This window comes from Micromonospora sp. NPDC006766, from assembly GCF_040636055.1.
Taxonomy (GTDB): Bacteria; Actinomycetota; Actinomycetes; order Mycobacteriales; family Micromonosporaceae; genus Micromonospora.
Genome location: NZ_JBEYIX010000010.1, coordinates 19698 through 44350 on the forward strand (window position 1 = coordinate 19698; position 24653 = coordinate 44350).

Annotated in this window: 19 protein-coding genes; 12 read left to right on the forward strand and 7 right to left on the reverse strand. The window is 74.2% G+C overall.

What is annotated here, in order from left to right:
• Positions 1-43: 43 nt before the first annotated feature.
• The 3 genes from ABZ671_RS12785 to ABZ671_RS12795 all read left to right on the forward strand — a co-directional run bounded on the left by ABZ671_RS12785 (position 44) and on the right by ABZ671_RS12795 (position 3671).
• Positions 44-1636 (forward strand): trypsin-like peptidase domain-containing protein, encoded by a 1593-nt coding sequence (locus ABZ671_RS12785; RefSeq protein WP_357855830.1) that lies wholly within the window; start codon positions 44-46, stop codon positions 1634-1636.
• Between the two features lie 160 nt (positions 1637-1796).
• Complete coding sequence (locus ABZ671_RS12790) at positions 1797-2465, forward strand: BON domain-containing protein (protein ID WP_357855833.1); 669 nt, start codon at positions 1797-1799, stop codon at positions 2463-2465.
• A 147-nt stretch (positions 2466-2612) separates the two neighbouring features.
• Entirely contained in the window at positions 2613-3671 is a 1059-nt protein-coding gene (locus ABZ671_RS12795; RefSeq protein WP_357856128.1) for a glycosyltransferase family 4 protein, read from the forward strand.
• On the opposite strand, the gene ABZ671_RS12800 is transcribed toward ABZ671_RS12795, so the two are convergent.
• Positions 3661-5184: a serine/threonine-protein kinase gene (locus tag ABZ671_RS12800; RefSeq protein WP_357855836.1), complete on the reverse strand. Its 1524-nt coding sequence runs from the start codon at positions 5182-5184 to the stop codon at positions 3661-3663. The two genes, ABZ671_RS12795 and ABZ671_RS12800, sit on opposite strands and share 11 nt — an antisense overlap.
• A 176-nt stretch (positions 5185-5360) precedes the next feature.
• Here ABZ671_RS12800 and ABZ671_RS12805 point away from each other — a divergent pair, with 176 nt between their 5' ends.
• From ABZ671_RS12805 to ABZ671_RS12830, 6 genes are all read left to right on the forward strand, one after another.
• Entirely contained in the window at positions 5361-6194 is an 834-nt protein-coding gene (locus tag ABZ671_RS12805; protein ID WP_357855840.1) for a patatin-like phospholipase family protein, read from the forward strand.
• Positions 6194-7216, forward strand: coding sequence for a 1-acyl-sn-glycerol-3-phosphate acyltransferase (locus ABZ671_RS12810; protein ID WP_357855843.1), 1023 nt, complete (start codon positions 6194-6196; stop codon positions 7214-7216). The genes ABZ671_RS12805 and ABZ671_RS12810 overlap by 1 nt, the downstream gene beginning before the upstream one ends.
• A gap of 49 nt (positions 7217-7265) precedes the next feature.
• The gene (cutA, locus tag ABZ671_RS12815) at positions 7266-7586 is read left to right on the forward strand and encodes a divalent-cation tolerance protein CutA (protein WP_357855846.1); all 321 of its coding nucleotides are present in this window, start codon (positions 7266-7268) and stop codon (positions 7584-7586) included.
• A 47-nt stretch (positions 7587-7633) separates the two neighbouring features.
• Positions 7634-11089, forward strand: coding sequence for a hypothetical protein (locus ABZ671_RS12820; RefSeq protein WP_357855849.1), 3456 nt, complete (start codon positions 7634-7636; stop codon positions 11087-11089).
• A gap of 148 nt (positions 11090-11237) precedes the next feature.
• Positions 11238-12287, forward strand: coding sequence for an acyl-CoA desaturase (locus tag ABZ671_RS12825; protein WP_357855851.1), 1050 nt, complete (start codon positions 11238-11240; stop codon positions 12285-12287).
• Between the two features lie 183 nt (positions 12288-12470).
• Positions 12471-13619 (forward strand): FHA domain-containing protein, encoded by a 1149-nt coding sequence (locus ABZ671_RS12830; RefSeq protein WP_357855854.1) that lies wholly within the window; start codon positions 12471-12473, stop codon positions 13617-13619.
• Between the two features lie 60 nt (positions 13620-13679).
• On the opposite strand, the gene rocD is transcribed toward ABZ671_RS12830, so the two are convergent.
• The 4 genes from rocD to ABZ671_RS12850 all read right to left on the reverse strand — a co-directional run bounded on the left by rocD (position 13680) and on the right by ABZ671_RS12850 (position 17211).
• On the reverse strand, positions 13680-14894 hold the full coding sequence (gene rocD, locus ABZ671_RS12835; protein WP_357856131.1) for an ornithine--oxo-acid transaminase: 1215 nt from the start codon (positions 14892-14894) through the stop codon (positions 13680-13682).
• Positions 14894-15712, reverse strand: a complete 819-nt coding sequence (ddaH, locus tag ABZ671_RS12840; RefSeq protein WP_357855857.1) for a dimethylargininase — start codon at positions 15710-15712, stop codon at positions 14894-14896. The genes rocD and ddaH overlap by 1 nt, the downstream gene beginning before the upstream one ends.
• Positions 15713-16010: 298 nt before the next feature.
• Positions 16011-16721, reverse strand: a complete 711-nt coding sequence (locus ABZ671_RS12845) for a DUF4190 domain-containing protein (RefSeq protein WP_357855860.1) — start codon at positions 16719-16721, stop codon at positions 16011-16013.
• A 259-nt stretch (positions 16722-16980) separates the two neighbouring features.
• A complete protein-coding gene (locus ABZ671_RS12850; protein ID WP_357855863.1) occupies positions 16981-17211 on the reverse strand; it encodes a GntR family transcriptional regulator in 231 nt (76 codons plus the stop codon).
• 176 nt (positions 17212-17387) lie between these two features.
• Here ABZ671_RS12850 and ABZ671_RS12855 point away from each other — a divergent pair, with 176 nt between their 5' ends.
• Both ABZ671_RS12855 and ABZ671_RS12860 read left to right on the forward strand, forming a co-directional pair.
• A complete protein-coding gene (locus ABZ671_RS12855; protein ID WP_357855867.1) occupies positions 17388-17924 on the forward strand; it encodes a hypothetical protein in 537 nt (178 codons plus the stop codon).
• Between the two features lie 33 nt (positions 17925-17957).
• Complete coding sequence (locus tag ABZ671_RS12860; protein ID WP_357855870.1) at positions 17958-18770, forward strand: DNA-formamidopyrimidine glycosylase family protein; 813 nt, start codon at positions 17958-17960, stop codon at positions 18768-18770.
• A gap of 45 nt (positions 18771-18815) precedes the next feature.
• On the opposite strand, the gene ABZ671_RS12865 is transcribed toward ABZ671_RS12860, so the two are convergent.
• The gene (locus ABZ671_RS12865; protein ID WP_357855873.1) at positions 18816-19676 is read right to left on the reverse strand and encodes an aminoglycoside phosphotransferase family protein; all 861 of its coding nucleotides are present in this window, start codon (positions 19674-19676) and stop codon (positions 18816-18818) included.
• A gap of 85 nt (positions 19677-19761) precedes the next feature.
• Entirely contained in the window at positions 19762-21132 is a 1371-nt protein-coding gene (locus tag ABZ671_RS12870) for an FAD-dependent oxidoreductase (protein ID WP_357855876.1), read from the reverse strand.
• 130 nt (positions 21133-21262) lie between these two features.
• Here ABZ671_RS12870 and lysX point away from each other — a divergent pair, with 130 nt between their 5' ends.
• Entirely contained in the window at positions 21263-24592 is a 3330-nt protein-coding gene (gene lysX, locus ABZ671_RS12875) for a bifunctional lysylphosphatidylglycerol synthetase/lysine--tRNA ligase LysX (protein ID WP_357855879.1), read from the forward strand.
• Positions 24593-24653 lie beyond the last annotated feature (61 nt).

Below are 24653 nucleotides of genomic sequence, written 5' to 3' on the forward strand. Positions count from 1 at the left end.
CGTATTCCAGGCTGATCGCAGTGCCAGCGGAGAAGGTGGAACCATGACCGACCACGAGACCGACCCCCAGCGGTCGCCGGCTCCCGCCGACGCCGAGCCGTCGCACCCCACCGCCGAGCTCCCCCGCACCGGGAGCGTGTCCTCGGACGCCAGCTTCACCCCGGCCGCCGCGCCGGTTCCGGCCGACTCCCCGGCCGCCGGGACCGCCGACGAGGCCGCCTCCGCCGCCCGCACCGAGATGGTACAGCCGGTCAGCCCGTACGCCCGGCCGACGGAGACCCCGTCCGCGCCGTCGTACCCGGTCTCCGGGCAGCCGCAGCAGCCCGGCTCGTGGTACGGGGGGCAGCAGCCCGGCGGCTGGACCGCCGACCCGCACCACACCGCCGGCGCGCAGTACGCCGCCGCCCCCGGCACGCACTACGGCTCCGGCACGCATTACGGCTCCGGCACCCACCACCCCGCCGGCTACCCGACGGCGGCCGGCGGGCCGGTCCCGCCGTACCAGGAGCACCAGCCCTATCCCGGTGCGCAGTCGCACCAGCCCGGCCAGCCCGTCCCGCCGTGGGGCCCGCCGCAGCCGGCGCGACCGAGCCGAGCGGGGAAGTTCATCGGTGCGGGCGCGCTGGTCCTGGCGCTGATGTTCGGCTCCGGGGTGGCCGGCGGCGCGCTCGCGCTCGCGGTGGGCAGGCACACCACCATCACCCGTACCTACTCGGCGGCCCCGGTGATCAACAGCGCCGACCTGCCGAGGATCGCGGCGTCCGTCCAGGACAGCATCGTCACGATCATGACGGACAGCGGTGAGGGCTCCGGGGTGATCCTCAGCGCCGACGGGTACGTGCTGACCAACAACCACGTGGTCGCCTCCGCGAGCGGTGACATGGTGAAGGTGGTCTTCGCCGACGGCAAGACCGCCCAAGCGAAGATCGTCGGCACCGACCCGAAGACCGACCTCGCGGTGGTCCAGGCCGAGGGGGCGAGTGGCCTGAAGGCGGCCAAGCTCGGCGACAGCGACGCGATGCAGGTGGGCGACCAGGTCCTCGCCCTGGGCAGCCCGCTCGGCCTGCAGGGCTCGGTCACGTCCGGCATCATCAGCGCCCGCGACCGCACCATCCAGGCCGGCGAGAGCGGCCAGCAGATGGCGCAGCGGCAGGGAATCAGCTCGATCTCCGGCCTGCTCCAGACCGACGCCCCGATCAACCCGGGCAACTCCGGCGGCGCGTTGGTCAACACCCGCGGTGAGGTGATCGGCATCAACACCGCCATCGCCACCGCCGGACAGGGCAGCAACGGCAACATCGGCGTCGGCTTCGCCATCCCGAGCAACAAGGCCAAGGACGTCGCCGGGAAGCTCCAGCGCGGCGAGAAGGTCAGCCACCCGTCGCTCGGGGTCAGCGTGAGTGGCGCCGAGGACGGTGGCGCACTGATCGGCTCGGTCATCCCGGGCAGCGCCGCGGACAAGGCCGGGCTGCAGCGGGGCGACGTGGTCACCCGGTTCGGCGACACGGTGATCAACGACTCGAACGACCTGGTGGCCGCCGTCCAGTCGGGCAAGGTCGGCGACCGGGTCGAGGTGCAGTACAAGCGGAACGGAACTGCCCAGACGGCAACCGTGACGCTCGCCGAGACGTCGTAACGACAAAGACCTGCCTCCTCCCGGGCGGCGGGTGACGGAGTCAAGGGGGTTGGCTCCGTCACCCGCCGCCCCCTTTCGTCTCCACCCGGTCCGGGTGAGCCCGACTCACCCCGTCCGGCGGGACCCTCGACTCACCGCCGCACGCACGGGAGGGGACGCCATGACGACCACCGCCGTCCGTATCGATCCGGAGATCCAGCGGGACGTGCTCGCCGAGCTGGACTGGGACGCGCAGACCCGGCCGACCGACATCGGGGTGACCGTCGCCGACGGCGTGGTGACGCTCACCGGCCAGGTGGACAGCTACGCCCGGCGTTGGGCGGCCGAGCGCTGCGCGCATCGGGTACGCGGGGTCCGCGCCGTCGCCAGCGATCTCGAGGTACGCCTGCCCGCCATCGAGGAGCGCACCGACGCCGACATCGCCATCGCCGCCAGTCGGACGCTGGAGTGGGACAGCTTCGTCCCGGCCGAGCGGCTGGACGTGACCGTCGCCGACGGCTGGATCATGCTCCGCGGCGAGGTGGAGTACGGGTTCCAGCGGCGTACGGCCGAGCGGGAGCTGCGCCGCCTGCGCGGCGTACGCGGGGTGACGAACCTGGTCGAGGTTCGGCCACCCGCCCCGTCCACGGCCGAGCAGACCCGCCGTGACCTGCAGCGGGTCCTGCTACGGCGGACCGGCACGGACCGCATCCGGGTAGGGGTCAGCGGGGACGCCGTGCTGCTCGACGGGGTAGTCCGGTCGTGGTGGCAGCGGGAGGAGGCGGAACGGGCCGCCTGGGCCACCCCGGGAATCCGCGAGGTGCACGACCGGATCATGGTCACCGGCTGACCGTTCCGCCCCCGCCAGCCGGCCGCGCCCGTTTACTCCCGGTCACGCCGGGAAAGCGTCGTCGATCAGCAACGCCGGGACCCTCGGGGAGGACTCGTGAACCACCAGCCGTCGGACCGTACGCCGGCCCGGCCGTTGCGGGTCGCCATGGTGGTGCCGCCGTGGCTGTCGGTGCCGCCGCCCGGCTATGGCGGCCTCGAACAGGTGGTGGCCGGGCTGGTGGACGCGCTGATCGACCGCGGCAACGCGGTGACCGTCTTCGGCACCGGGCGGGAACACGGCACCAGTGCCGATTTCGTGTCCACCGGTGCGGAACTCCAGTACCCCCGGCTCGGCGAATCCCTGCCCGAGCTGGCTCACCTGGCCCGGGTCAACCATCTGGTCGGACCCGCCGAATTCGACGTGATCCACGACCACACCACCATCGGGCCGCTGGTCGCCGGCCGTCGGGCGGTGCCCACGGTGGCCACCGTGCACGGCAACCCGGTGGGGGAGTACGGCACGGTGCTCAGCGACACCGACCAAGGGGTGGGGCTGGTGGCGATCTCACACGCCCAGCGCCGGGCGAACCCGGGCCTGCCCTGGGTGGGAACGGTGCACAACGCGATGCCGCTGCGGGGCTTCCCGCGTAAGCGGGCGCCGGGACGCGGACCGGTGCTCTGGCTCGCCCGCTTCAGCCCGGACAAGGGGCCCGACGTGGCGATCCGCGCCTGCCGTCAGGCCGGTTTGCCGCTCACCCTGGCTGGCAAGTGCAATGAGCCGGCCGAACGCCGCTACTTCGAGCAGGTGGTCGAGCCGTTGCTCGACGAGGCCGTGACTCTGGTGTTGAACGCCGACCGGGAGGCGAGCCTGCGGCTGCTGGTCGACGCCCGGTGCCTGATCATGCCGATCCAGTGGGAGGAACCGTTCGGCATCGTGATGTTGGAGGCGATGGCGACCGGCACGCCGGTGGTGGCGCTGCGCCGGGGCGCCGTACCGGAACTGGTCCGCCCCGGCCTGACCGGGCTGATCTGCGACCACCCCGACGAGCTGCCGGCGGCGTTGCTCGATTCGTCCCGCCTGGACCCGGCCGACTGCGTGGCGCACGTCGCGGAGAACTTCTCCGCGGAGCGGATGGCCGGCGACTACGAGTCGGTCTACCGCAGCTTCCTCGCCGCCGGGGCGGCGCGTCCGGGGCGGCGGGAGCCCACGCCGGTCACCCGTTGAGCGATCCGGACCGGGCCGCGGCGAGCTGGGCGGCGGCCGCGTCGAGCCGGGTGGCGTACGCCGGGCTGATGCTGCCCTCGCGCTGCCGCTCGCCGATCTTCGCGCGGAGCCGCTCCACCGCGCTGGTCAGCGCGCCCTCGCCGGTCGCGGCGGCCGCGTTGCGCAGCAGGTTGCGCAGGTCGACGCCGACGTCGTCCCGGATCTGACCGGCCGCCAGCCCCGCCTCGATGAGCCTGTCCATCCGGTCGGCCGCGTCGAGCAGGCCGCCGCCCGGCGGCACCGACACGTCGCTGCTGGTGGTCGGGGCCGGCCGGGTCGGGCTGGGGGGCGGCGGTTCCGTCCGCGGCGGGTCGGGGCTCGACGGCGCCGCGGAGGGGACCACCGCCGGCGCGGTGGTCGGGAGCGCCCCGGGCGATGGCTCCCGCTCCGGAAGCAGGGCGGGTGCCAGCAGAGCGATACCGCCGCCGACCACCACGACCACACCGACCACCGCCAGCGGCAGCCCTCGCCGGCGTTCGTTCCGCCGCGGCCCGGCCGTCCCCGGTCCGTCGCCGTCTGGACCGGAGGGCACCGGCACCCCGGCGGCGTCCGGAACGGTCCCGGCGGCCCCGGCCTCTTCGACGGCGTCCGGAGCGGTCCCGGCGGCCCCGGCCTCTTCGACGGCGTCCACACCGGTCCCGGCGGGCAGGAGCTGGTCGCGCAGCACGGTGGCCACCTGGTGCGCGGTGGGCCGCCGCCGCGGGTCGCGGTCCAGGCAGCGCAGGCAGACGTCCGCGACCGGCGGCGGCAGGCCGGGTACGTCCAGCGCCGGCGGCCCGGTCTCGGCGAGCGTCACGCTGAGCTGCTCCCAGGTGTCCGCCGGGTACGGCGGCTGGCCGGTCAGCGTCTCGAAGAGCAGCACGCCCAGCGAGTAGACGTCGGTGGCGGGCTGGGCCGGCGCCCCGTCCAGCCGCTCCGGTGCGACGTACGCCGGGGTGCCGAACGTGCCGCCGTCCTCGTCCTCGTCGGGTGCGCCGACCCGGGTGGCGATGCCGAAGTCGAGGACCTTTGCGCCGACCCGGGTCATCATCACGTTCGCCGGGGTGATGTCCCGGTGCACGATGCCGAGCCGGTGCGCGGCGGACAGCGCCTCGGCGACCTGGGCCCCGATCTCCACGGCTTCCGGCCAGGGCAGTGGCCCGTCGATCAGCCGGTGCTCCAGCTCCTCGCCGCTGAGCAGCTCCATCACCACGAACGGGGTGATGCCGCCGTCGGGCGCCAGCGTCTCGCCGTAGTCGTGCACGGCGGTGACGTGCGGGTGCACCAGTTGGGCGGCGGAACGGGCCTCCTCGCGCACCATGTCGCGGAACCGGGCGTCGGCGGCGAGGGAGGGGGCGAGCACCTTCAGCGCCACGACCCGGTCCAGCACCTCGTCCCGGGCACGCCAGATCACCGACATGCCGCCGGCCCCGATCTGGTCGATGAGCCGGTACCTGCGGGCCAGCAGCCTGCCGGCGTGCAGTGAGGCCTTCACATGGCACCTGCCTGGGCTTGGGAGAGGTATCAGGTTGCGGGAATGTGTCCGGGCTGTCAACGGCTGTCCGGTCCTCCATTGCAAAGTGCACTTCGACAGTTGCTCGGGGTGACCGCGGGTGTCCCGCCGGTCGGCTCGGGCGGGCCGTCCTTCGGGCCCATGCCAGGATGATTGGCATGGCTGGCGGTCCCGTGGCGTTCGTGCTCGGCGGTGGAGGCGTGCTCGGCGCGGTCGAGGTGGGCATGCTCCGCGCCCTGTTCCGGGCCCGGATCCGGCCCGACATGGTGCTCGGGACCTCGATCGGCGCGGTCAACGGCGCCCTGGTCGCCGCCGACCCGACCGAGGCGGTCACCGACCGGCTGGTGCGGCTCTGGGCCTCGCCGGAGGCGAGCGAGGTGTACGGCGACTCGGTGGCCCGGCAGCTGCGCCGCTTCGCCGCACGTACCCACCTGCACTCGCCCCGGCCGCTGCGCCGGTTGCTGGAGAACGAGCTGGGCGAGGAGACCACCTTCGCCGACCTGAAGGTGCCGTTCCGCTGCTGCGCGGCGAACATTGAGCGCGCCGCCGAGCACTGGTTCCACAGCGGACAGGTGGTGCCCGCGGTGCTCGCCTCCGCCTCGGTGCCGGGGCTGCTGCCGCCGACCGAGATCGACGGCCAGCACTACATCGACGGCGGGGTGGTCAACTCCATCCCGGTCGGGGAAGCCGTCGCCGCCGGCGCCACGCAGATCTTCGTCCTCCAGGTGGGGCGGATCGAGCGCGAGCTGAGCCCGCCGCAGCGCCCCTGGGAGATCGCCCAGGTGGCCTTCGAGATCGCCCGGCGGCACCGGTTCGCCCGGGAGATGGCGGCCCTGCCCGACGGGGTGGAGGTGCACGTGCTGCCCACCGGAGGGCTGGAGCCGCGCGATGACAGCCCGTGGGCGTACCGCGACCTGGCGGCCGTGGGCCGTCGGATCAGCCGGGCGTACACCGCCTCCCGCCGCTACCTGGACGCCCGGCTGGAGCGCTGATGCCGCTGCCGCCCCGGTGGGCACGCCGATTGTTGCTGGCCCCGGGTGTGGTGCTGCTCGCGCTCGCCGTGGTGGCCACGCTGCCGGTGTGGGCGTTGCTGGCGCTGGCCGCCTCACCGCTGGTCCCGGGGCGGCTGCGACCGCTGCGGCTGCTCTGGATCGGCACGGTCTACCTGGTCTGGGACGCCGCCGCGCTGCTCGCCCTCTTCGGGCTCTGGGTGGCCTCCGGCTTCGGCGCGCGCAAGCGGTCACCGGCCTTTCAACGGGCGCATTACCTGCTCGCCGGCTGGTTCCTGCGGGTGCTGTTCTGGCAGGCCCGCTGGGCGCTGCGGCTACGCATCGACGTGGCCGGCACCGATCCGGACGTCGCCCTACCCGGCGGCCCCGGCCTGGTGATCTGCCGGCACGCCGGGCCCGGCGACTCGTTCATCCTGATCCACGCCCTGATGAACTGGTTCCACCGGGAACCACGGATCGTGCTCAAGGAGAGCCTCCAGTGGGACCCGGCGATCGACGTCCTGCTCAACCGGCTGCCCAACCGGTTCATCGCGTCCGGACCGGACGGCCGGGAGGCGGTCCTCGCGCAGATCGGCCACCTCGCCAGGGGCCTGGACGGCGACGCCGCGTTCGTGATCTTCCCGGAGGGCGGTAACTTCACCCCCAAGCGGCGGCTGCGGGCGATCGCCCGGCTGCACGCGCTCGGGCTGGAGCGGATGGCGTCCCGCGCCGAGCGGATGCGGCACGTGCTCGCCCCGCAACCGGGCGGGCTGCTGGCCGCCCTGGACGCCGCGCCGGGGGCCGGGGTCGTCTTCGTCGCCCACACCGGACTGGACCGGATGCGCACCGTCACCGACGTGTGGCGGGAGCTGCCGATGGACAAGCGGATCGTGATGCGGTTCTGGTCGGTGCCGCCCGAGGACATCCCCGTCGGGCGGCAGGAGCGCATCGACTGGCTCTTCGACTGGTGGGCGCGGATCGACCGGTGGATCGCGGCGAACCGGGACGGGGCCGGCCCCGACTGACCTCGACAAGCGGCGGCGGACTGCGGGAACGCCACGTATCGTGCGCTCCGTGGAGCAGATCTGCGTGGTGACGACGGTGGTGGACGCCCGCCGGGTCGCGGACGTGCTGGCGGCCGCGGCCGTCGAGGGACGCCTGGCGGCGTGCGCCCAGGTCGGTGGCCAGGTGGACAGCACCTACTGGTGGCAGTCCACGATCCAGACCACGGGCGAGTGGTCGGTGCAGTTCAAGACCGCACCGGACCGAGTGGACGCCCTGGTCGACCAGATCCGCGCCAACCACCCGTACGAGGTTCCGGAGATCCTGGTGACCCGGGTGGAGAGCGGCGACACCGCCTACGCGTCCTGGGTGCACGAGCAGACCCGTTCCTAAGTACGGCTACTCTGGCCGGCCGGCCCGCCGGTCACGACGATGGCGGCGTGGAGCAAACCGGCTACCCCTGCCCCGGCTGCGGTACCCCCGCCGATCTCGTCTCCGGCTGCCCCGGCTGCGGTCGCCCGCCGTATCCGCCGGCCGCCGAGGTGATCCGGCTGGACCGGGAGATCGCCACGCTGACCCCGCAGGTCGAGCGCGCCCGGGTCGCGTACCAGGAGCTGACGGCCCGACTCGGCGCGGCTCGGCAGCGCCGGACGGAGCTGGCCGCGCGAATCCGATCGGAGATCCCCGCGCCGCGCCCGCTCGACTCGATGTCGCCGACGCATCCGGTGGGGCCGCCGCCGCGACCGATGGCGGCCGCCGCCCCGCGGCCCGGGGGCGCGGAGGCTTCGACCCGGACCGTGCAGAGCCTCCTCTTCGTGCTCGGCGGGCTGCTGCTGGGCACCGCGGCGGTGGTCTTCACCGCAGTCGCCTGGGCCGCCTTCGGGGTCGGCGGCCGGGCGTTGATCCTGCTCGGCTTCACCGGGCTCGCCCTCGCCGGGCCGCTGGTCGCGCGCTGGCGCGGGCTGCGCGGCACCGCCGAGACGTTCGCCGCGGTGGGGCTGCTGCTGGTGCTCCTCGACGGGTACGCCGCCTGGTCGGTGAACCTGTTCGGGGTGGCCAGCTGGCCGGGGAGCCGGTACGCCGCGCTGGTCGGGGGGGCCAGCGCGGCGGTCGCGGCCGGGTACGCGCGGCTCAGCCGGCTCACCGTGCCGTGGTTCGCGGCGCTGCTGGCCGCGCAGCCCGTGCTGCCGCTGGCCGCGGTCGAGGCGGAGCCGTCGCCCGCCGGCTGGGCGCTGGTCCTCACCGGCCTGGCCCTGGGTGACCTCGCGGTGGTGGTGCTCCTGCGCGGTCGGGTCGGCAGCGGGACGTCGACCACGGTGTTGGCCGGGCGGGTGCTCGGCTGGGTCGGGCACGCCACGGCGCTCGCCGCCGCGGCTGGCTGTGCGCTGGTGCCTCTCGTGCGCGGCCGGGCGGCCGGCACCCCGCTGCTGGCCGGTGGTCCGCTGCTGCTGGTGACGCTGGCCCTGTTCGCCGGGGCGCTGACCGCCGGCGGCCGGGTGTACCGGTCGGTCGTCGCCGGGCTGCTGGTGCCGGCGTTGGCCACCGCGCTGATCCGGCCGGTCGGCACGCTGCGTCCGGGGCTGTTGCTGCTGGCGGCCGGGCTGGTCGTGGCCGGGTCGGCCGGCGCGGTCCGGGCTCTGCCGGCGCGGCTGCGGACCGGGCCGCGGGTGGGCGCGTTCGTGGTGGCGGCCGGGCTGGGCCAGGTCGCCACGACCCTCACCGTGCTCGTTGCCGGGGCGGGCGCGCTCGCCGCGTTCCCGGCCTGGCAGGGCGGCAGGACGATACCGACCCCGGCCTGGGGCTGGCAGCTTCCGGTCGCCGTCCTGCTCACCGCCGGGGCGGTGGCGTTGCTGCTGTCCCGGGCCGCCCGGCCGCTGGTCGGGGTGATCGGTGGGGCGCTGGCCGTGTTGGCCGCGCCGGCCGTCGCGGCCACCCCGTGGCCGCTGGTGCTGACGATCGACCTGGTCGCGGCCACCGCGCTGCTGGTCGCCGCCGTGCTTCGCCCGGCCCGGCGGCTGCCGGCTGTGCTGGCCTGCGCTCTGGCCGCGGCGGTCCTCTTCGGCCACGCCCTGCTGGTCGGCTGCGCCGCGCCGGCCGGGGCGGCTGCCGCACTGGTCCTGCTCGCCGCCCTCGGCCCGGCCGTGGCGGCGCGCGGTCGTCGGGGCGAGGCCGCACAGCGGGCTGTCGCCGGCGTGGCGCTGGCGGTGGCGCTGCTCGCCGTGCCGGCGGGGGTGGCGGTCGCGCTGATCGGGTTCGGCGCGCCGCCCTGGTGGCAGTTGCGCGGCGCGGCCGTCGCCGTCGCGCTGCTGACGCTCGCCGTACCCGCCGTCCGTCGGCACTGGCCCGACCTGCACGGGTACGCCTCGGCGGGCTTCGCCGTCGCGCTCGCCTCGATCGGGGTCGCCCCGCTGGTCGTACCCGGCGCCGAACCGGTGTCGCTCTACGCCGCGGCGGGTGTGCTGCTGGCCCTCGCCGCCGGCGCGGCCACCCGGCCCGGCACCGCGCCGCGGGTGGTCGGCGCGGGGCTGGCCGCGCTGGCGCTGCTCGCCGCCGCCCCGGCGGTCCTGCGGGTGCTGCTGGAACTGCCCGTGCCGGTCTGGTCCGGGGTGCCGGCCGTGGCGCCGGTGCCGGACGCGGGCCGTGCCGGGCTGGCGTTGCTGCTGGTCGGGCTCGCCGGCGGGGCGTACGCCCGGGTCGCGACGGTGCGAAATGGCGGCCGGTGGCTGCCGGCGCTGGCCGCGCTGCCGCTCGGTGCGATCGCCCTGCCGGTGCTGCTGGCGGCGGTCGGCGCGCCGTGGCCGGTGGTGCCCGCGGTGGCGTGCGCGATCGGGCTGGCCGTGCTGCTGGTGGCGGCGCTCGCCGCGCCGCGTCCGCTGCTGGTGCCGGTCGCCCTGCCGCTCGGGCTGGTGCTGGGTCTCGCCGGGTTGAGCGGGTTGCTCGCCACCCGGGCCGGAACGCTCGCCGGGCTGGGCGCGGTGGTCGTAGCGGCGGCCGTGGTCGGGGTGGTCGGGCGGCACCCCGGCACCCGGCTCGCCGGCTGGCTGCTGGCCCTGGCCGCGGCCACCGGCTTCGCGGTGACCGCGTCGCTGGCCGGTGGTCTGCCGCTGCGTACCGCCGCCTTCACGGTGCTGGCCGTGGCGGTGCCGGCCCTGCACGCCGTGCCGCTGCTGCGCGCCCGGACGGCCGGTGCGGTGGCGGCGTCCCGGACGGCCGGGAGGCCCGGCGCCGGCCCGGGCGACGCGGTGGCGCTGGAGGTGGCTGTACAGGCGGTCGCACTGCTGGCGCTGCTGCTCACCGGCGGCGCGTTGCGGCACGCGGCGGCAATCTGCGCGCTGTGGGGCGCGGCCGTGGCGGTGCGGGTGGTGCGTCGGGGTGAACCGTTGACCCGGCGCTGGGTCTTCGCCGGTGTCGCGGGCGGCAGCGAACTGCTCGGCGGCTGGCTGCTGCTGGCCGCAGGCGGGGTGGCCGTGCTGGAGGCGTACACCGTGCCGGCGGCGGCGCTCGCACTCGGCACCGGCCTGGTGGCGCTGCGCACCCGGCCCGGCCTGAACAGTTGGCTGGCGCTCGGACCGGGGCTCGTCGCGGCGTTGCTGCCCAGCCTGGTGTCGGTGCTGGTGGCGGCGGACCCCCAGCCGGGCCGCCGGCTGGCACTCGGCGTGGCGGCGCTGGGCGCGGTGCTCAGCGGGGCGGCCCGACGCTGGCAGGCACCGGTCCTGCTGGGCGCGGCCACGCTGGTCCCGTTGGCACTGCACGAGCTGGCCCGGGGCTGGGACCTGCTGCCCCGCTGGATCTTCCTCGGCCTGGGCGGGCTGGCGCTGATCGCGCTCGCCGCCACCTACGAGCGGCGGCGGCGCGACCTGGCCCGGCTGCGCACCCTGGTCGGCCGGCTGGGTTGACGTCCTTCTCCGGATTGTCGTGGTAGGGAAAACACCACCCGCAGCTGGGGGGTTGGCTGGATTACCCAACGCAGTCGATCAAGGCATGCTTGGTTACGGAGAGTTGCGCTGCCGGCGTGACGCACCGACCGAGGAGACGGGTACCCGCATGACCTCATCGACGTTGACGGTGCCACCGGCCGGGCGGGGCAGCGACTACGCCCGGCTGTCCCGCCGGGTCGCCGCGGCCGGGCTGTTGACCCGCCGACCAGGCTGGTACGCGGCCCGGATCGGGCTCACCCTCGGCGCCTTCCTGGCCGGTTGGGCGGTGGTGGTCGCAGTCGGGGACTCCTGGACGCAGGTGCTGCTGGCGGCCGCGATGGCGGTGGTCACCACCCAGGTGGCGTTCCTCGGGCACGACGCCGGCCACCGGCAGATGTTCCGTCGACGCGGCCCGAGCGAACTGGCCGGTCTGATCGCCGGCAACCTTGCCGTCGGGCTCAGCTACGGCTGGTGGGTCGACAAGCACAACCGGCACCACGCCAACCCGAACCACACCGACGAGGACCCGGACGTCGGGGCGGGCGCACTGGTCTGGACGCACGAGCAGGCGGCGGCGACCCGGGGGACGGGCCGGTGGCTGGCCCGACGGCAGGCGTGGCTCTTCTTCCCGCTGCTCCTGTTGGAGGGGCTGGCGCTGCACGTGGCGAGCGTGCAGGCGCTGGCCGGCCGGGAGGGCGGCCGGTGGCGCACCCCGGTACGGCACCGGGCGGTCGAGGCGCTGCTGCTCGTCGCGCACGCCGCCGGTTACCTCGGCCTGCTGTTCGCGGTGATGTCGCCCGGGAAGGCCCTGCTCTTCATCGCCGTCCACCAGGGGCTCTGGGGGCTCTACATGGGGTGCGCGTTCGCCCCGAACCACAAGGGCATGCCGATGCCGACCGGCGACGACGACCTGGACTTTCTGCGCAAGCAGGTGCTCACCTCACGGAACGTGCGGGGTGGCCGGTTCGTGGACGTGGCGCTGGGCGCGCTGAACTACCAGATCGAACACCACCTCTTCCCGAACATGCCCCGGGCCAACCTGCGCCGGGCCCGGCCGATCGTGCAGGCGTACTGCGCCGAGCAGGGCATCCCGTACGCGGAGACCGGGCTGGTCGAGTCGTACCGGCAGGCCCTCGCACACCTGCACGAGGTCGGCCGCCCGCTGCGGGCCGGTTGATCCGGCCCTGGGTCGGGTCGGGCGTGTGCCGGGCCGGGTCGGGCGTGTGCCGGGGCCGGGACGCGGAAGACGCGCCCGGTAGGGTCGGCGCATGGCAGACGTGCTCACCGCCGTGGCGGTGCGGGACGCGTCGGGTCGACTGACCCCGACCCGGCGGACCGACGACTTCGTCCGGAGCGCCGCATGAGATTTGAGATCAGCAAGGTGCTCGACGCCATCGAGGGACGGGTCTCCACCGATCCCTCGATGACGCGGGCCGTGGTGGACCTGGCCGAGGTGATCCGCTGGCAGGACCTGGACGGCGGGCGGCCGGCCAGCCTGCTGCGGCTCGGCATGGTGATCGACGCCCTGTCCCGGCAACTTGAGGAAGACAGCGTCCCGGTCTACGCGATCGTGCATCGGGCGCTGCTCTCCGACGCCGACCTGACCTCCAACGAGCGGATGGTGGTCCGGCGCTGGGCCGACGACGGCCTGGTCGAGGTGCTGGACCACCCCGGCGACCGGATGTTGGAGGTGGCCGACCTGCTCGGGCTGCCGGTGCTCAGCCGGGTCCGCTTCGACGGGCTGGGCGGTCGCTACCCGTGGCTCGGCCAGGCCGGTCGAGTGCTCGCCCCGGTGCCCGGCGCCGGCGGCCCGGTGTTCATCGCGCACGTCGGCGGCGGGCAGAGCCCGGCCTCCGGTGGCCGGTCACCGGCCGGCGCGAAGCTGCTGGCCCGGCAGTGGCGCTGCCCCGAGTCCGGGTGCGCGCTCTTCGGCGGCGGCGGGGGCGGTGGCGCCTTCGCCGACCTGGCCCGGGTCGACCGCGCCCCGGCCGGGCAGCCGCCGCCCTCCCTGCGCAACGGCGTGCCGACCTGCCCGCGGCACGGCGCCCGGCTCGGCGACGCCGGGCCGCGACCGCGTACCGAGGTGCTGGCGGTCCGGATCGGCGGGCTGGTCCGGCGGCGGTTCGTGCTGACCGAGGCCCAGCCGGTGCTGGTCGGGCGGGCACCCGATTCCTCGGGCGGGATCGTGCTCGGTCAGTGGCTCAACGACGAGACGCGGCGCTGGATCAGCCGCAGCCACGTCCGGTTCGAGTTGCGGGCAGGTGAGGTGGTCGTCACCGACACCAGCACCAACGGCTCGGGTGTCCGGCCGGGCGGCTCGATGGCCGAGGCGGACCGGGTCGCGCTGGCCCCGCAGCAGTCCCGGGTGCTGGGCAAGGGCGACATCATCGAGCTCTACCCGGGTGTGCAGGTCGCCCGCGCCGACGCACTGCACAGCGACGCGAAGTTCACCCCCAACTCGGTCATGGCCGAGGCCCCCACCATGGCCATGCGCCTGCCCCGTCCCTGACGGAAACGCGCGAGGGCGCCGGGACCGTCGTGGGTCCCGGCGCCCTTTCGCGTACGGGGGTCAGCCCGCCAGCACGGCGGCGAGCTGGGCCACCGCGTGGTCGATCTCCTCCTCGGTGATCGTCAGCGGCGGGGCGAGCCGGATGGTCGAGCCGTGGGTGTCCTTGGCCAGGACGCCACGCGCCATCAGCCGCTCACAGGCCTGCCGGCCGGTCATCAGCGCCGGGTCGATGTCCAGGCCGGCCCAGAGGCCACGGCCCCGGACGGCGAGCAGGCCCTTGCCGATCAGGCCGCGCAGGCCGGCGTGCAGCCGCTCGCCCAGCTCGGCCGAGCGCCGCTGGAACTCGCCGGTGGCCAGCAGTCGGACCACCTCGGTGGCGACGGCGCAGGCCAGCGGGTTGCCGCCGAACGTCGAGCCGTGCTGGCCCGGCTGGAGCACGCCGAGCACGTCGGCGTTCGCGGCCACCGCGGAGACCGGCACGATGCCGCCGCCGAGCGCCTTGCCCAGCAGATACATGTCCGGGACGACGCCCTCGTGGTCGCAGGCGAAGGTGGCGCCGGTCCGCCCCAGACCCGACTGGATCTCGTCGGCGATGAAGAGCACGTTCCGCTCGGTGCAGACCCGGCGGACGCCCGGCAGGTAGCCCTCCGGGGGCACCACGACGCCCTGCTCACCCTGGATCGGCTCGAGCAGCACGGCGACGGTGTTCTCGTCGATCGCGGCGGTCAGCGCGTCCAGGTCGCCGTACGGCACGATGGTGAAGCCGGGGGTGTACGGCCCGAAGTCGGCGCGGGCGTCCTCGTCGGTGGAGAAGCTGACGATGGTGGTGGTCCGGCCGTGGAAGTTGCCCTCGGCGACCACGATGTTCGCCTGGCCCGGGGCCACGCCCTTGACCTGGTAGCCCCACTTGCGGGCGACCTTGACGCCGGTCTCCACCGCTTCGGCGCCGGTGTTCATCGGCAGCACCAGGTCCTTGCCGCACAGCTCGGCCAGCTCGCGGCAGAAGTCGGCGAACTGGTCGTGGATGAACGCGCGGCTGGTCAGGGTGAGCCGGTCGAGCTGCGCGTGCGCGGCCTCGATCAGCTTCGGGTGCCGGTGACCGAAGTTCAGCGCCGAGTAGCCGGCCAGGCAGTCCAGGTAACGGCGGCCGTCCACGTCGGTCACCCAGGCGCCCTCGGCGGACGAGACCACCACGGGCAGCGGGTGGTAGTTGTGCGCCGTGTGCCGCTCCGCGTCCCGTACAGCGGACGGCGTCCGCAGCGTGTCGTCGATGATCACTTGACTGCCTTTCCCTGGCGGAGTCGCAACGTGCAGCACTTCGGTCCGCCGCCGGCCTTGCGCAGCTCGGACAGGTCGATCCCGATGGTCTGGTAGCCCCGGTCGCGCAGCTTGGCGGCGAGTTCGGTGGCCTGAGCGGGCAGCACCACGTGCTTGCCGTCGCTGACCGCGTTCAGCCCCAGCACCTCGGCGTCGGCCATGGTCGCGTGGACCGCGTCCGGGAAGAGTCGGCGCAGCACCGCCTGGCTGCCCGGCGAGAACGCCTCCGGCAGGTAGGCCACGGTCCGCTCGTCGAGCACGGTGAGCGCGGTGTCCAGGTGGTAGAAGCGCGGGTCCACCAGCTGCATGGTGATCACCGGGTAGCCGAAGACCTCCTGCAGCTGCGCGTGTGAGGCGTGCGCGGTGCGGAACCCGGTGCCGGCGAGCAGGTAGTCGCCGACCAGCAGGACGTCGCCCTCGCCCTCGTTGACCTGCTTCGGGTCGTACATCTCGAAGCCGGCCGCCTCGAACCAGTCACGGTAGGCGGGGGCCTCGTCGGCGCGCTCCGGGTCGCGGAACTGCACCGCCATCGCCTTGCCGTCGATCACCGTGCCGCCGTTGGCGGCGAAGACCATGTCCGGCAGGCCGGCGACCGGGTCGATCAGCTCGACCTCGTGGCCCAGGTCGACGTACGTCTGGCGGAGCTGCTCCCACTGCCGGATCGCCAGGTCGGCGTCGACCGACGCGGTGGGGTCCATCCACGGGTTGATCGCGTAGTCGACGGCGAAGTATGTCGGCCGGCACATCAGGTAGCGCTGGCGGGTGGCCATCGTCATTGTCGTGCTCCCAGGGGTCGGGCGCGCCCGGCCACCGTCGGCCTACGGGCTGGCGCCGTGGTCCAACGGTATGCGGCGCGGGTCGGCGACATCCACCGTGGGAAGTTGCGTTCAACGTGGGATCGTTGCGTCTGAGGCGCGTTCTGCGGTTGATCGTTGCGTAGACGGGGGGCCGGTCGCTAAGCACACTTCGGGGGCGGCGAACCGCCGCCCCCGAAGAGAGAGGGTGCCCGGCTGGTGAAACCACCAGAACTGATCGGGCGGGCCGGCGCTGCGCCGGCGAGCGGGACAGTGCCCGTCAGAACAGACCGGCAAACTGTGAATCAAGCCACTCCCGGAACCGGCCGACCCACTCGCCACCGGTGGTCGGCCAGTCGAACTGGCCGGTCATCGCCACCACCCCGAGCACCACCGCGGCGAGGCCGACCACGATGCCGATCAGCGCGTCGGTCTTGCCGGCCACGTGCCGGCGGCGGGTGGCGATCAGTCCGAGCACGGCGAGGACCGCCCCGACCGCACCGAGCCCGATGCCGTAGCCGGCGAGGGTGCCGGTCAGCACGAACAGCGCGCCGACCACCGAGACGATCAGGCCGACGGTGGCCAGCAGGCTCGCCCGGGGCTTCGGGCCGAGCGCCGCCGGCACCACCCGGCCGTCGAGGTCGGCGCGGTCCAGCGGCCGATCCGGCCGGTCGTCCCGGTCCAGCGGCCGGTCCAGCCGGTCGTCCCGGTCCATGTCGACGGTGCGTCCGGGGCGCGGGCCCGGGTCGGCCGTGGCGCGGTCACTCCGAGGCTCTGTGCCGAGTGGCTGGCCGGGTGCGGCCCGCGCCGCCGCCCGTCGCCGCACGTCGGCCCGGTCCGCCGTTCGGGGCTCGGCCATGCGGTCCGGCGTACGCGGGTCGCCGTCGGCCTCGGCGACGGCGACCGGGTCGCGGTCGCGGTCGTCGACGATGCCGTCGCCGTTCACGTCCTGACTTCGCGCCGGTCCGTTTCGGCGGGACAAAATCTTCATTTTGACACCTCCTGACCTGCTGCGTGGAGGCCGGGGGAGAGCAGTGGCAGCCACGCGTGACACCCAGGAGGTACCCGGTCGCCGAGAAGTCGACACTTGTCGACGAACGGCCGCACTACCAGCGGCCAGCGCAGGACCACCTGAGATCTTGGAAGCTTTCGGCCCTACAGGGGCCGTTTCGCACCAAGATCTCAAGGCGATGGGTACACCGTGTCGGCCGTGGTCACGATCGGCGGGGCTGTTCCGAGGGCGGGCCGGGCTACTGATCAGCGACGAAGGTGCCGCGTGCGTGAACGGTGACGACGAGGCCCCGACTCCGTAGCTCCTGCATGGCCATTCGCACGGTGCCCCGAGCCACACCGTAGGTCTGTTGCAAGTGCAGTTCGCTCGGCAGCGGCTGCCCTGGGAGGAGCTTGCCCTCTTCGATCTGCTGTGCGAGCAGGTCCGCCAACTGCCGGTAGAGCGGCACGTTGGACAGCGGGCTCGTCATGGGCGAGAGCGTAGGCACGCACATGATCTGTACGTGTTCGGGGTTGTTCAGTGTCTGAACGTCTAGCATCTAGACGTTCAGTAGCTGTACGTTTGCCGTGGTCAGACAACAGAGCGGCCCCCGGCCAGCGACTGCACCGCCGACCGGGGGCCTTGATCGCCCCAGGGAGGCGACCCGTGAGCACCCTACCCATCACCCTGCCCGCCTGTGGAGAATCCGCGACGGTCCGCATCGAGCTGTACGCGGATGACTCTCTCGAGGCCTGCGCGTACACCTGCAACGTGCACGCCACCCTTGCGAGCGCGGAGATCGCACGGGCCGGGCTGAGTTCCCACCCGGTCGGCATGGCACCCGACGTCCACCGGCCTTGCGGCTACGTACACGTGTTTCCGACCGGCACCCTTGCCGACCCGGCCGAGCTCGGCCACCCGCGCTGGTGCGACCGACACGACTGCCAGCGTCGGGGGCAGCATCGCTCCCGCGCCCGCCATACGGACACCAACCGCCCGGAGGCGTTCATCGCTGACGTGGCCCTCGTTCAGGCCCTGGGTCCGACCGCCGAGCCGATGGTGAACCTGACCAGCGTGGAAGGCACTGCCGCAGCCAGCCTTGTGCTGTCCACAGGGCAGGCGCGGGTGTTGCGGTACCGGCTGGCTCACCTGCTCGACGTCGCCAAGGCGACCCGCAACGACGGTAGGGGGCACGCCCGGTAGATCGGCAGGGTGATGCGGCTACCCTTGGCGCCCGTGCCAGAGGGACACACGATCCACCGCCTCGCGGCCCGGCACGCCGAGCTGTTCGCCGGCGACAAGGTGCACGCCGCCAGCCCGCAGGGCCGCTTCGCCGTGGGCGCGGCCCGGCTCACCGGCAGCGTCCTGGACGGCACCGAGGCGTACGGCAAGCACCTGCTGCACCACTACGCCGGCGAGTTGACCCTGCGCGTGCACCTCGGGCTGTACGGCAAGTTCGCCGACGGCCCCGGCGAGCCGCCACCCCCGGTGGGGCAGGTACGGCTCCGGCTGTCGTCCGACCGGCACTGGCTCGACCTGCGCGGCCCGACCGCGTGCGAGCTGCTCACCCCGCCCGAGGTGGCGATGCTGCGCGACCGGCTCGGCCCGGACCCGCTGCGCGCCGACGCCGACCCGGACCGGGCGTACGCGCGAATCCGGCGCAGCGGCACCCCGCTGGCGGCGCTGCTGCTGGACCAGTCCGTGGTGGCCGGGACCGGCCTGATCTTCGTGACCGAGGCGCTGTTCCGGGCCGGGCTGCCGCCCGCCCTGCCCGGCCGGGAGCTGACCCCGGCCGGCTGGGCGGAGCTCTGGGCGGACCTGGTCGCGCTGATGACCCTCGCCGTGGAACGCGGCAGGATCGACACCGTACGCCCGGCCCACCTGCCCGAGGTGATGGGCCGCGCGCCCCGGGTCGACCGGCACGGCGGCGAGGTGTACGTCTACCGCCGCCCCGGCGCGCCCTGCCACGTCTGCGGCACTGAGATCAGCCGCGGCGACCTGGCCGGCCGCAACCTCTACTGGTGCTCCAGCTGCCAGGGCTCGGTGTGAGAAGGGGACCCTTCTCTACCGCAGGCGTTGATAAGGGGCCCTTCCTTACCCGAGCAGCCAGCGGACCACCTCGACGTTGCCGGGGAAGACCTGATCGCCGCCGATGCTCCAGGCCACGGTGTGCACGATCGTCCAACCCCGCACCCGTTCCCGGTCGAGGCCCAGCTCGGCGGTGAGCCGATCCAGCCGGTGGCGCACCGCCTCCGGCGAGTGCCCCAGCTCCGCGCCGCGCACCAGCGGCACCGGCGCGAACTCCCGCTCGCCGACCAGCGGCTTCGGGTCGATGGCCAGCCACGGCTCCCGGCTCGCCCGGAGCACGTTGCCGGCGTGCAGGTCCTGGTTGACCAGCACCTGCTCGCCCTGACTGGGCACCAGGTCGGCGAGCAGCCCGAGCGCTGAGTCCAGCAACCGCCGCTCGTACGGGCGGTTGGCCCGTTCCCAGTTGGCCGGCATCCGCTCCGCCCAGCCGGCCGCCTCCTCTGCCAGCGAGGTGAACGGCGGGCCGGCCGGCACACCGAGCCGGGGGAGCAGCTCGACCGCCACGTCCAGTGCCGCGTCCGGCGGCAGCTCGTGCAGCGGAGCCCCGGGCACGCAACGCTCGACCAGCAGCGCCCGGCTCGGCGCGTCGTGGTCCAGCAGCCGAATCGCGCCCCGACCGGCCCAGTGCGTCAGCGCGGTTGCCTCGTGCCGGCTGTCGTCGTCCGGGTACTGGATCTTCAGCACCGCCGGGGTGCCGTCCGACAGCTCGGCCGGCACCGCCAGCGACGCGAAGGCGTACGCGTACGGCCGACCGATGCGCAGGCCCCATCGCCCGACGCAACCGGCCAGCAGGTCCGGCAGCTCGGCCAGCCAGTCCCGGCCCGCCGGCGTCCGCCGGACCCAGCCCAACCCCTCGGGGATCTCCATCCGGCCATTCTCCGCGCCCCTCGACGGAACTGTGGATGCAGGTGTTGTCGTTCCAGCGACAACAAGTGCACCCGAAGGCCGACAGCTACCGGGCGAGAGCGTCGACGGCCTTGCGGGCGGCGATCAGCACGGGATCCCAGACCGGGGCGTACGGCGGGGCGTAGCCGAGGTCCAGCGAGGTCATCTCGTCCACCGTCATGCCGTTCCACAGCGCCACGGCCAGCGCGTCGATCCGCTTGGCCGCCTCGGACCAGCCGACGATCTGCGCCCCGAGCAGCCGGCCGCTGGACCGCTCGGCGATCAGCTTGACCGTCATCGGGCGGGCACCCGGGTAGTAGCCGGCCCGGCTGGTCGACTCGGCGATCACGGAGACGAACTCGAAGCCGGCGGCGAGGGCGTCCCGTTCCCGCAGGCCGGTCCGCCCCACCTCCAGGTCGCAGACCTTGGTCACGGCGGTGCCGATCACCCCGGGAAACGTCGCGTACCCGCCCCCGATGTTGATCCCGGCGACCCGGCCCTGCTTGTTGGCGTGGGTGCCCAGGGGCACGTGCACCGGCAGCCCGCTGACCCTGTGCAGGGTTTCCACGCAGTCGCCGGCCGCCCAGACCCCGGTCACCCCGGGCACCCGCATCCGCCGGTCGGTGCGCACCCCGCCGGTGGGACCGAGCGGCAGGCCGGCGGCCTCGGCGAGCGCGGTGTTCGGGCGTACGCCGAGACCGAGCACCACGACATCGGCGGGGATCGGCCCCTCCGGGGTGACCACCGCGGCGACCCGCCCGTCCCGCTCCCGCAGACCGGTGACCGTCAGGCCGGTACGGATCCCGACGCCGATCCGGCGCAACGCGTCGAGGACCAGGTCGGCCATGTCCGGGTCCATCGTGGCCATCGGCCGGTCGGCCTGCTCGACCAGGTCGACCGAGAGCCCGCGCTGCAGCAGCGCCTCGGCCATCTCCACGCCGATGTAGCCGCCGCCGACGACCACCGCGCGGCGGGGCCGGGGTTCGCGGTCCAGCCAGTCCAGCAGGGCCGTGCCGTCGTCGAGAGTCTGCACGCCGAACACCCCGGCGATGCTGTCGGCCGCCCACTCGGGCCGCACCGGCGTCGCGCCCGTGGCGTACATCAGGACGTCGTAGCGCTCGCGGACCTGCCCGCCGCCGGCCAGGTCCCGGGCGACCACCTCGCGGCGCTCGGGGTCGATCGCGGTGACCTCGTGCCGCAGCCGGACGTCGATGTCGAACCGCTCCCGGAAGGTGGCCGGGTCGCGGGCGACGAGCTGCTCCCGCTCGGACACCACCCCACTGACCCAGTACGGGATGCCGCAGGCGGAGTATGAGGTGAAGTGGCCCCGTTCGAAGGCGACGATCTCCAGCTCGGTCCGGTCGCGGCGACGCCGGGCCTGGGATGCCGCCGCCATCCCGGCCGCGTCCCCGCCGATGACGACCAGCCGTTCCGCCATGAGGCCCATCCTGGCACGTGGAGATCGACCGCGGGGTTGCTCCCGTACGGCGTGTCCCGGGTGGCGTCGACGGGCCTACGATGAGGCCCGGTCGACCCGTGCGTCGTCGCCGGCAGCCAGGGAGGTTTCGTTGACTCCGAGCAGCACGTCGCGGACGGGGAACGAGGCCCGGCGCACCGGCCGGGGCTGGCGACGGCAGGTGCCGCGCGGCTTCGCCACCCTGCTCTGGGTGGTCGCGGCGCTCTCCGCGGTGGCGGCGCTGAGCAGTGCCCTGCGCACCGGCGTCCAGCCGCTGCGCACCGCGATCGACGCCCTGCTGCTGCCCGCGCCGGCCAACCTGGCGTACGCGGTCTTCCTCGGCACCCTGGCCTCGGCGGTGCTGCGGCGCAAGCGGCTGGCGTACTGGGTGCTGGTGGTGTATTTCAGCCTCACCCTCGTGGTCGGCGTGGCGGCCGGGGTGGTGCTGCTGCTGTTCGGCAGCAACCAGCTCAACGCCGCCGCCGGGCAGCGGCTCTTCACCACGCTGGAAACGGTCGGGGTGTGGGTCGGCATCGCCTTCGCCGCCGGCGCGCTGGCCCTGTTGCTCGCCGCCCGGCGGGAGTTCTACGCCCGGGTACGCGGCGGCAGCTTCTGGCGGGCGCTCGGCGTCTTCTTCGGCCTGGCGGCGGTCTCGGTCGGGCTCGGCTACCTGCTGCTGCTGTTCGAGCCGGGCAGCCTGCACGGCTGGTCGGACCGGCTCGGGTACGCGGCCGAGAAGGTGTTCGGTGGCGCGATCACGCTCGACGTGACCCGCCGGGGCCAGGCGCCCGGCTGGGTCAACCTGCTGCTCGGCTTCTTCGGCGCGATCGCGTTCGTCACCGGCCTGTTCACCCTGGTCCGTTCCCAGCGAGCGAACGCGGTGCTGCACCCTGGCGAGGAGCAGCGGATCCGCGAGCTGCTCGCCCGGCACGGCGAGCGGGACTCCCTCGGCTACTTCGCCACCCGGCGGGACAAGGCGGCCGTCTTCTCACCCAGCGGCAAGGCGGCGATCACCTTCCGGGTGGTCAACGGGGTCAGTCTGGCCAGCGGCGACCCGGTCGGCGACCCGGAGGCGTGGGGCCCGGCCATCGAGGCGTGGCTCGGGCAGGCCCGCGCGTACGCCTGGATCCCGGCGGTGATGGGCACCAGCGAGGCCGCGGCCCGGGCCTACCAGCGGTACGGATTGAAGGTGCTGCACCTGGGCGACGAGGCGGTGCTGCTGACCCGCGAGTTCGACCTGGACGGCCGGGACATGCGGCCGGTGCGCCAGGCGGTGCACCGGGTGGAACGCGCCGGCTACGCCGCCCGGGTGCGGCGGCACGCCGAGATCCCGCCGGAGGAGATGTCCCGGCTGGCCGAGCTGGCCAGCGCCTGGCGGGACACCGACAACGAGCGGGGCTTCTCGATGGCGCTGGGCCGGCTCGGCGACCCGGCCGACGGCGACTGCGTGCTGGTCGAGGCCCGGGACGCCGAGGGCCGGGTGCGGGCGTTGCTGTCGTTGAGCCCGTGGGGCGCGAACGGGCTGTCGCTGGATCTGATGCGCCGGGACCGAACGGCCGAGAACGGGGTCATCGAGTTCATGGTGGCCGCGCTGCTGGTCGCCGCAGCCCGGCTCGGCGTCGAACGGGTATCGCTGAACTTCGCGGTGTTCCGTTCGGTCTTCGAGCAGGGCGCGCGAATCGGCGCCGGCCCGCTCATCCGGCTCTGGCGGTACGCCCTGATCTTCTTCTCCCGCTGGTGGCAGCTCGAGTCGCTCTACCTGTCCAACGCCAAGTACCAGCCGAACTGGATGCCCCGCTATCTCTGCTTCGCCGAGCGCCGGGAGTTGGCCCGGGTGGGCATCGCGGCGGCGATCGCCGAGGGTTTCCTCGCCCTTCCCGGGGGCCGGCCCACCCCGCTGTACGGGGTGCCGCCGCCCGGTGGCGGGGTGCGCTTCGTGCCGCCGGCCGCCGCGACGGTCCGGGCCGTGCCGCCGGAGCCGACCCCGATGGAGCGGCCGGAGCAGATCCGGGTACGCCAGGCGAAGCTCGACCGGCTCCGCGCCGAGGGGGTCGACCCGTACCCGGTGGGCTATTCGCGCACCGACGGTTGCGCTTCGGTGCGGGAGCGGCACGCGGGGCTGGCCCCGGACACCGGGACCGGGGAGACAGTGGCGGTCGCCGGCCGGGTGCTGCTGGTCCGTGACCACGGCGGGGTGCTGTTCGCCACCGTCCGGGACGGCACCGGCGACCTCCAGCTGATGCTGGAACACGACCTGGACCGGTGGCGGTCCACCATCGACATCGGCGACCACGTCGGCGCGACCGGCGAGGTGTACGCCACGCGGCGCGGCGAGGTGTCGGTCCGGGTCGCCGACTGGCGGCTCACCGCCAAGTGCCTGCGCCCGCTGCCGGACAAGCACCACGGGCTGGCCGACCCGGAGGCCCGGGTCCGGCAGCGCTACCTGGATCTGATCATCAACGCCGACGCGCGGGAGCTGCTGGCGGCGCGCGGTGCGGCCCTGCACAGCCTGCGCACCTCGCTCGTCGGGCGGGGCTTCCTCGAGGTGGAGACGCCGATCCTGCAGCGGGTGCACGGCGGTGCCAACGCCCGCCCGTTCGTCACCCACAGCAACGCGTACGACCTGCGGCTCAGCCTGCGGATCGCGCCGGAGCTCTATTTGAAGCGGCTGGCCGTGGGCGGGATCGAGCGGGTGTACGAGCTGGGCCGGGCGTTCCGCAACGAGGGCGTCGACCACCGCCACAACCCGGAGTTCACCGTGCTGGAGGCGTACCAGGCGTACGCCGACTACCACGACATGCGGACGCTGGCCCGGGAGCTGATCGTGGCGGCGGCGGTGGCGGTGCACGGCACGCCGGCGGCCCGCCGCCCCGGCGGCGAACTGGTCGACGTCGGCGGCGAGTGGCCGGTGCGGACGGTCAACGAGGCGATCTCCGCCGCGCTGGGTGAGGAGGTCACCGCCGACACCGAGCTGGACACCCTGCGCAAGTTCTGCGACTCCGCCGGGGTGCCGTACGACCCGGGCTGGGGGCGCGGCGCGGTGTTGCTGGAGCTGTACGAGCGGCTGGTCGAGGCGCGGACCGAGGAGCCGACGTTCTACCTGGACTTCCCGACCGAGGTGTCCCCGCTGACCCGGCAGCACCGGCACGATCCGCGGTTGGCTGAGCGGTGGGATCTGGTGGCGTTCGGGATGGAGTTGGGGACCGCGTACACCGAGCTGGTCGACCCGACCGAGCAGCGGCGCCGACTCACCGAACAGTCGCTGCGAGCGGCCGGCGGTGACCCGGAGGCGATGGAGCTGGACGAGGACTTTCTCACCGCGCTGGAGTATGCGATGCCGCCCACCGGCGGCCTCGGCCTCGGCGTGGACCGGCTGCTGATGCTCCTGACCGGCCGATCCATCCGGGAGACCCTCCCCTTCCCCCTGGTCCGCGAGTCCTGAGCCGGCCGCCCCGCGCCGAGCAGCGACGGCAGGCATCGATGAGCGTTGACAAGTGTGGGAG

Excerpts from the sequence above, each read along its gene's own strand:
- ABZ671_RS12790 (WP_357855833.1), top strand. The coding sequence starts at position 1,797 with ATGACGACCACCGCCGTCCGTATCGATCCGGAGATCCAGCGGGACGTG.
- ABZ671_RS12825 (WP_357855851.1), top strand. The coding sequence starts at position 11,238 with ATGACCTCATCGACGTTGACGGTGCCACCGGCCGGGCGGGGCAGCGAC.
- ABZ671_RS12805 (WP_357855840.1), top strand. The coding sequence starts at position 5,361 with ATGGCTGGCGGTCCCGTGGCGTTCGTGCTCGGCGGTGGAGGCGTGCTC.
- ABZ671_RS12845 (WP_357855860.1), bottom strand. The coding sequence starts at position 16,721 with ATGAAGATTTTGTCCCGCCGAAACGGACCGGCGCGAAGTCAGGACGTG.
- ABZ671_RS12865 (WP_357855873.1), bottom strand. The coding sequence starts at position 19,676 with ATGGAGATCCCCGAGGGGTTGGGCTGGGTCCGGCGGACGCCGGCGGGC.
- ABZ671_RS12870 (WP_357855876.1), bottom strand. The coding sequence starts at position 21,132 with ATGGCGGAACGGCTGGTCGTCATCGGCGGGGACGCGGCCGGGATGGCG.
- ABZ671_RS12830 (WP_357855854.1), top strand. The coding sequence starts at position 12,471 with ATGAGATTTGAGATCAGCAAGGTGCTCGACGCCATCGAGGGACGGGTC.
- ABZ671_RS12795 (WP_357856128.1), top strand. The coding sequence starts at position 2,613 with ATGGTGGTGCCGCCGTGGCTGTCGGTGCCGCCGCCCGGCTATGGCGGC.
- ABZ671_RS12810 (WP_357855843.1), top strand. The coding sequence starts at position 6,194 with ATGCCGCTGCCGCCCCGGTGGGCACGCCGATTGTTGCTGGCCCCGGGT.
- ABZ671_RS12785 (WP_357855830.1), top strand. The coding sequence starts at position 44 with ATGACCGACCACGAGACCGACCCCCAGCGGTCGCCGGCTCCCGCCGAC.
- ddaH (WP_357855857.1), bottom strand. The coding sequence starts at position 15,712 with ATGACGATGGCCACCCGCCAGCGCTACCTGATGTGCCGGCCGACATAC.
- ABZ671_RS12850 (WP_357855863.1), bottom strand. The coding sequence starts at position 17,211 with ATGACGAGCCCGCTGTCCAACGTGCCGCTCTACCGGCAGTTGGCGGAC.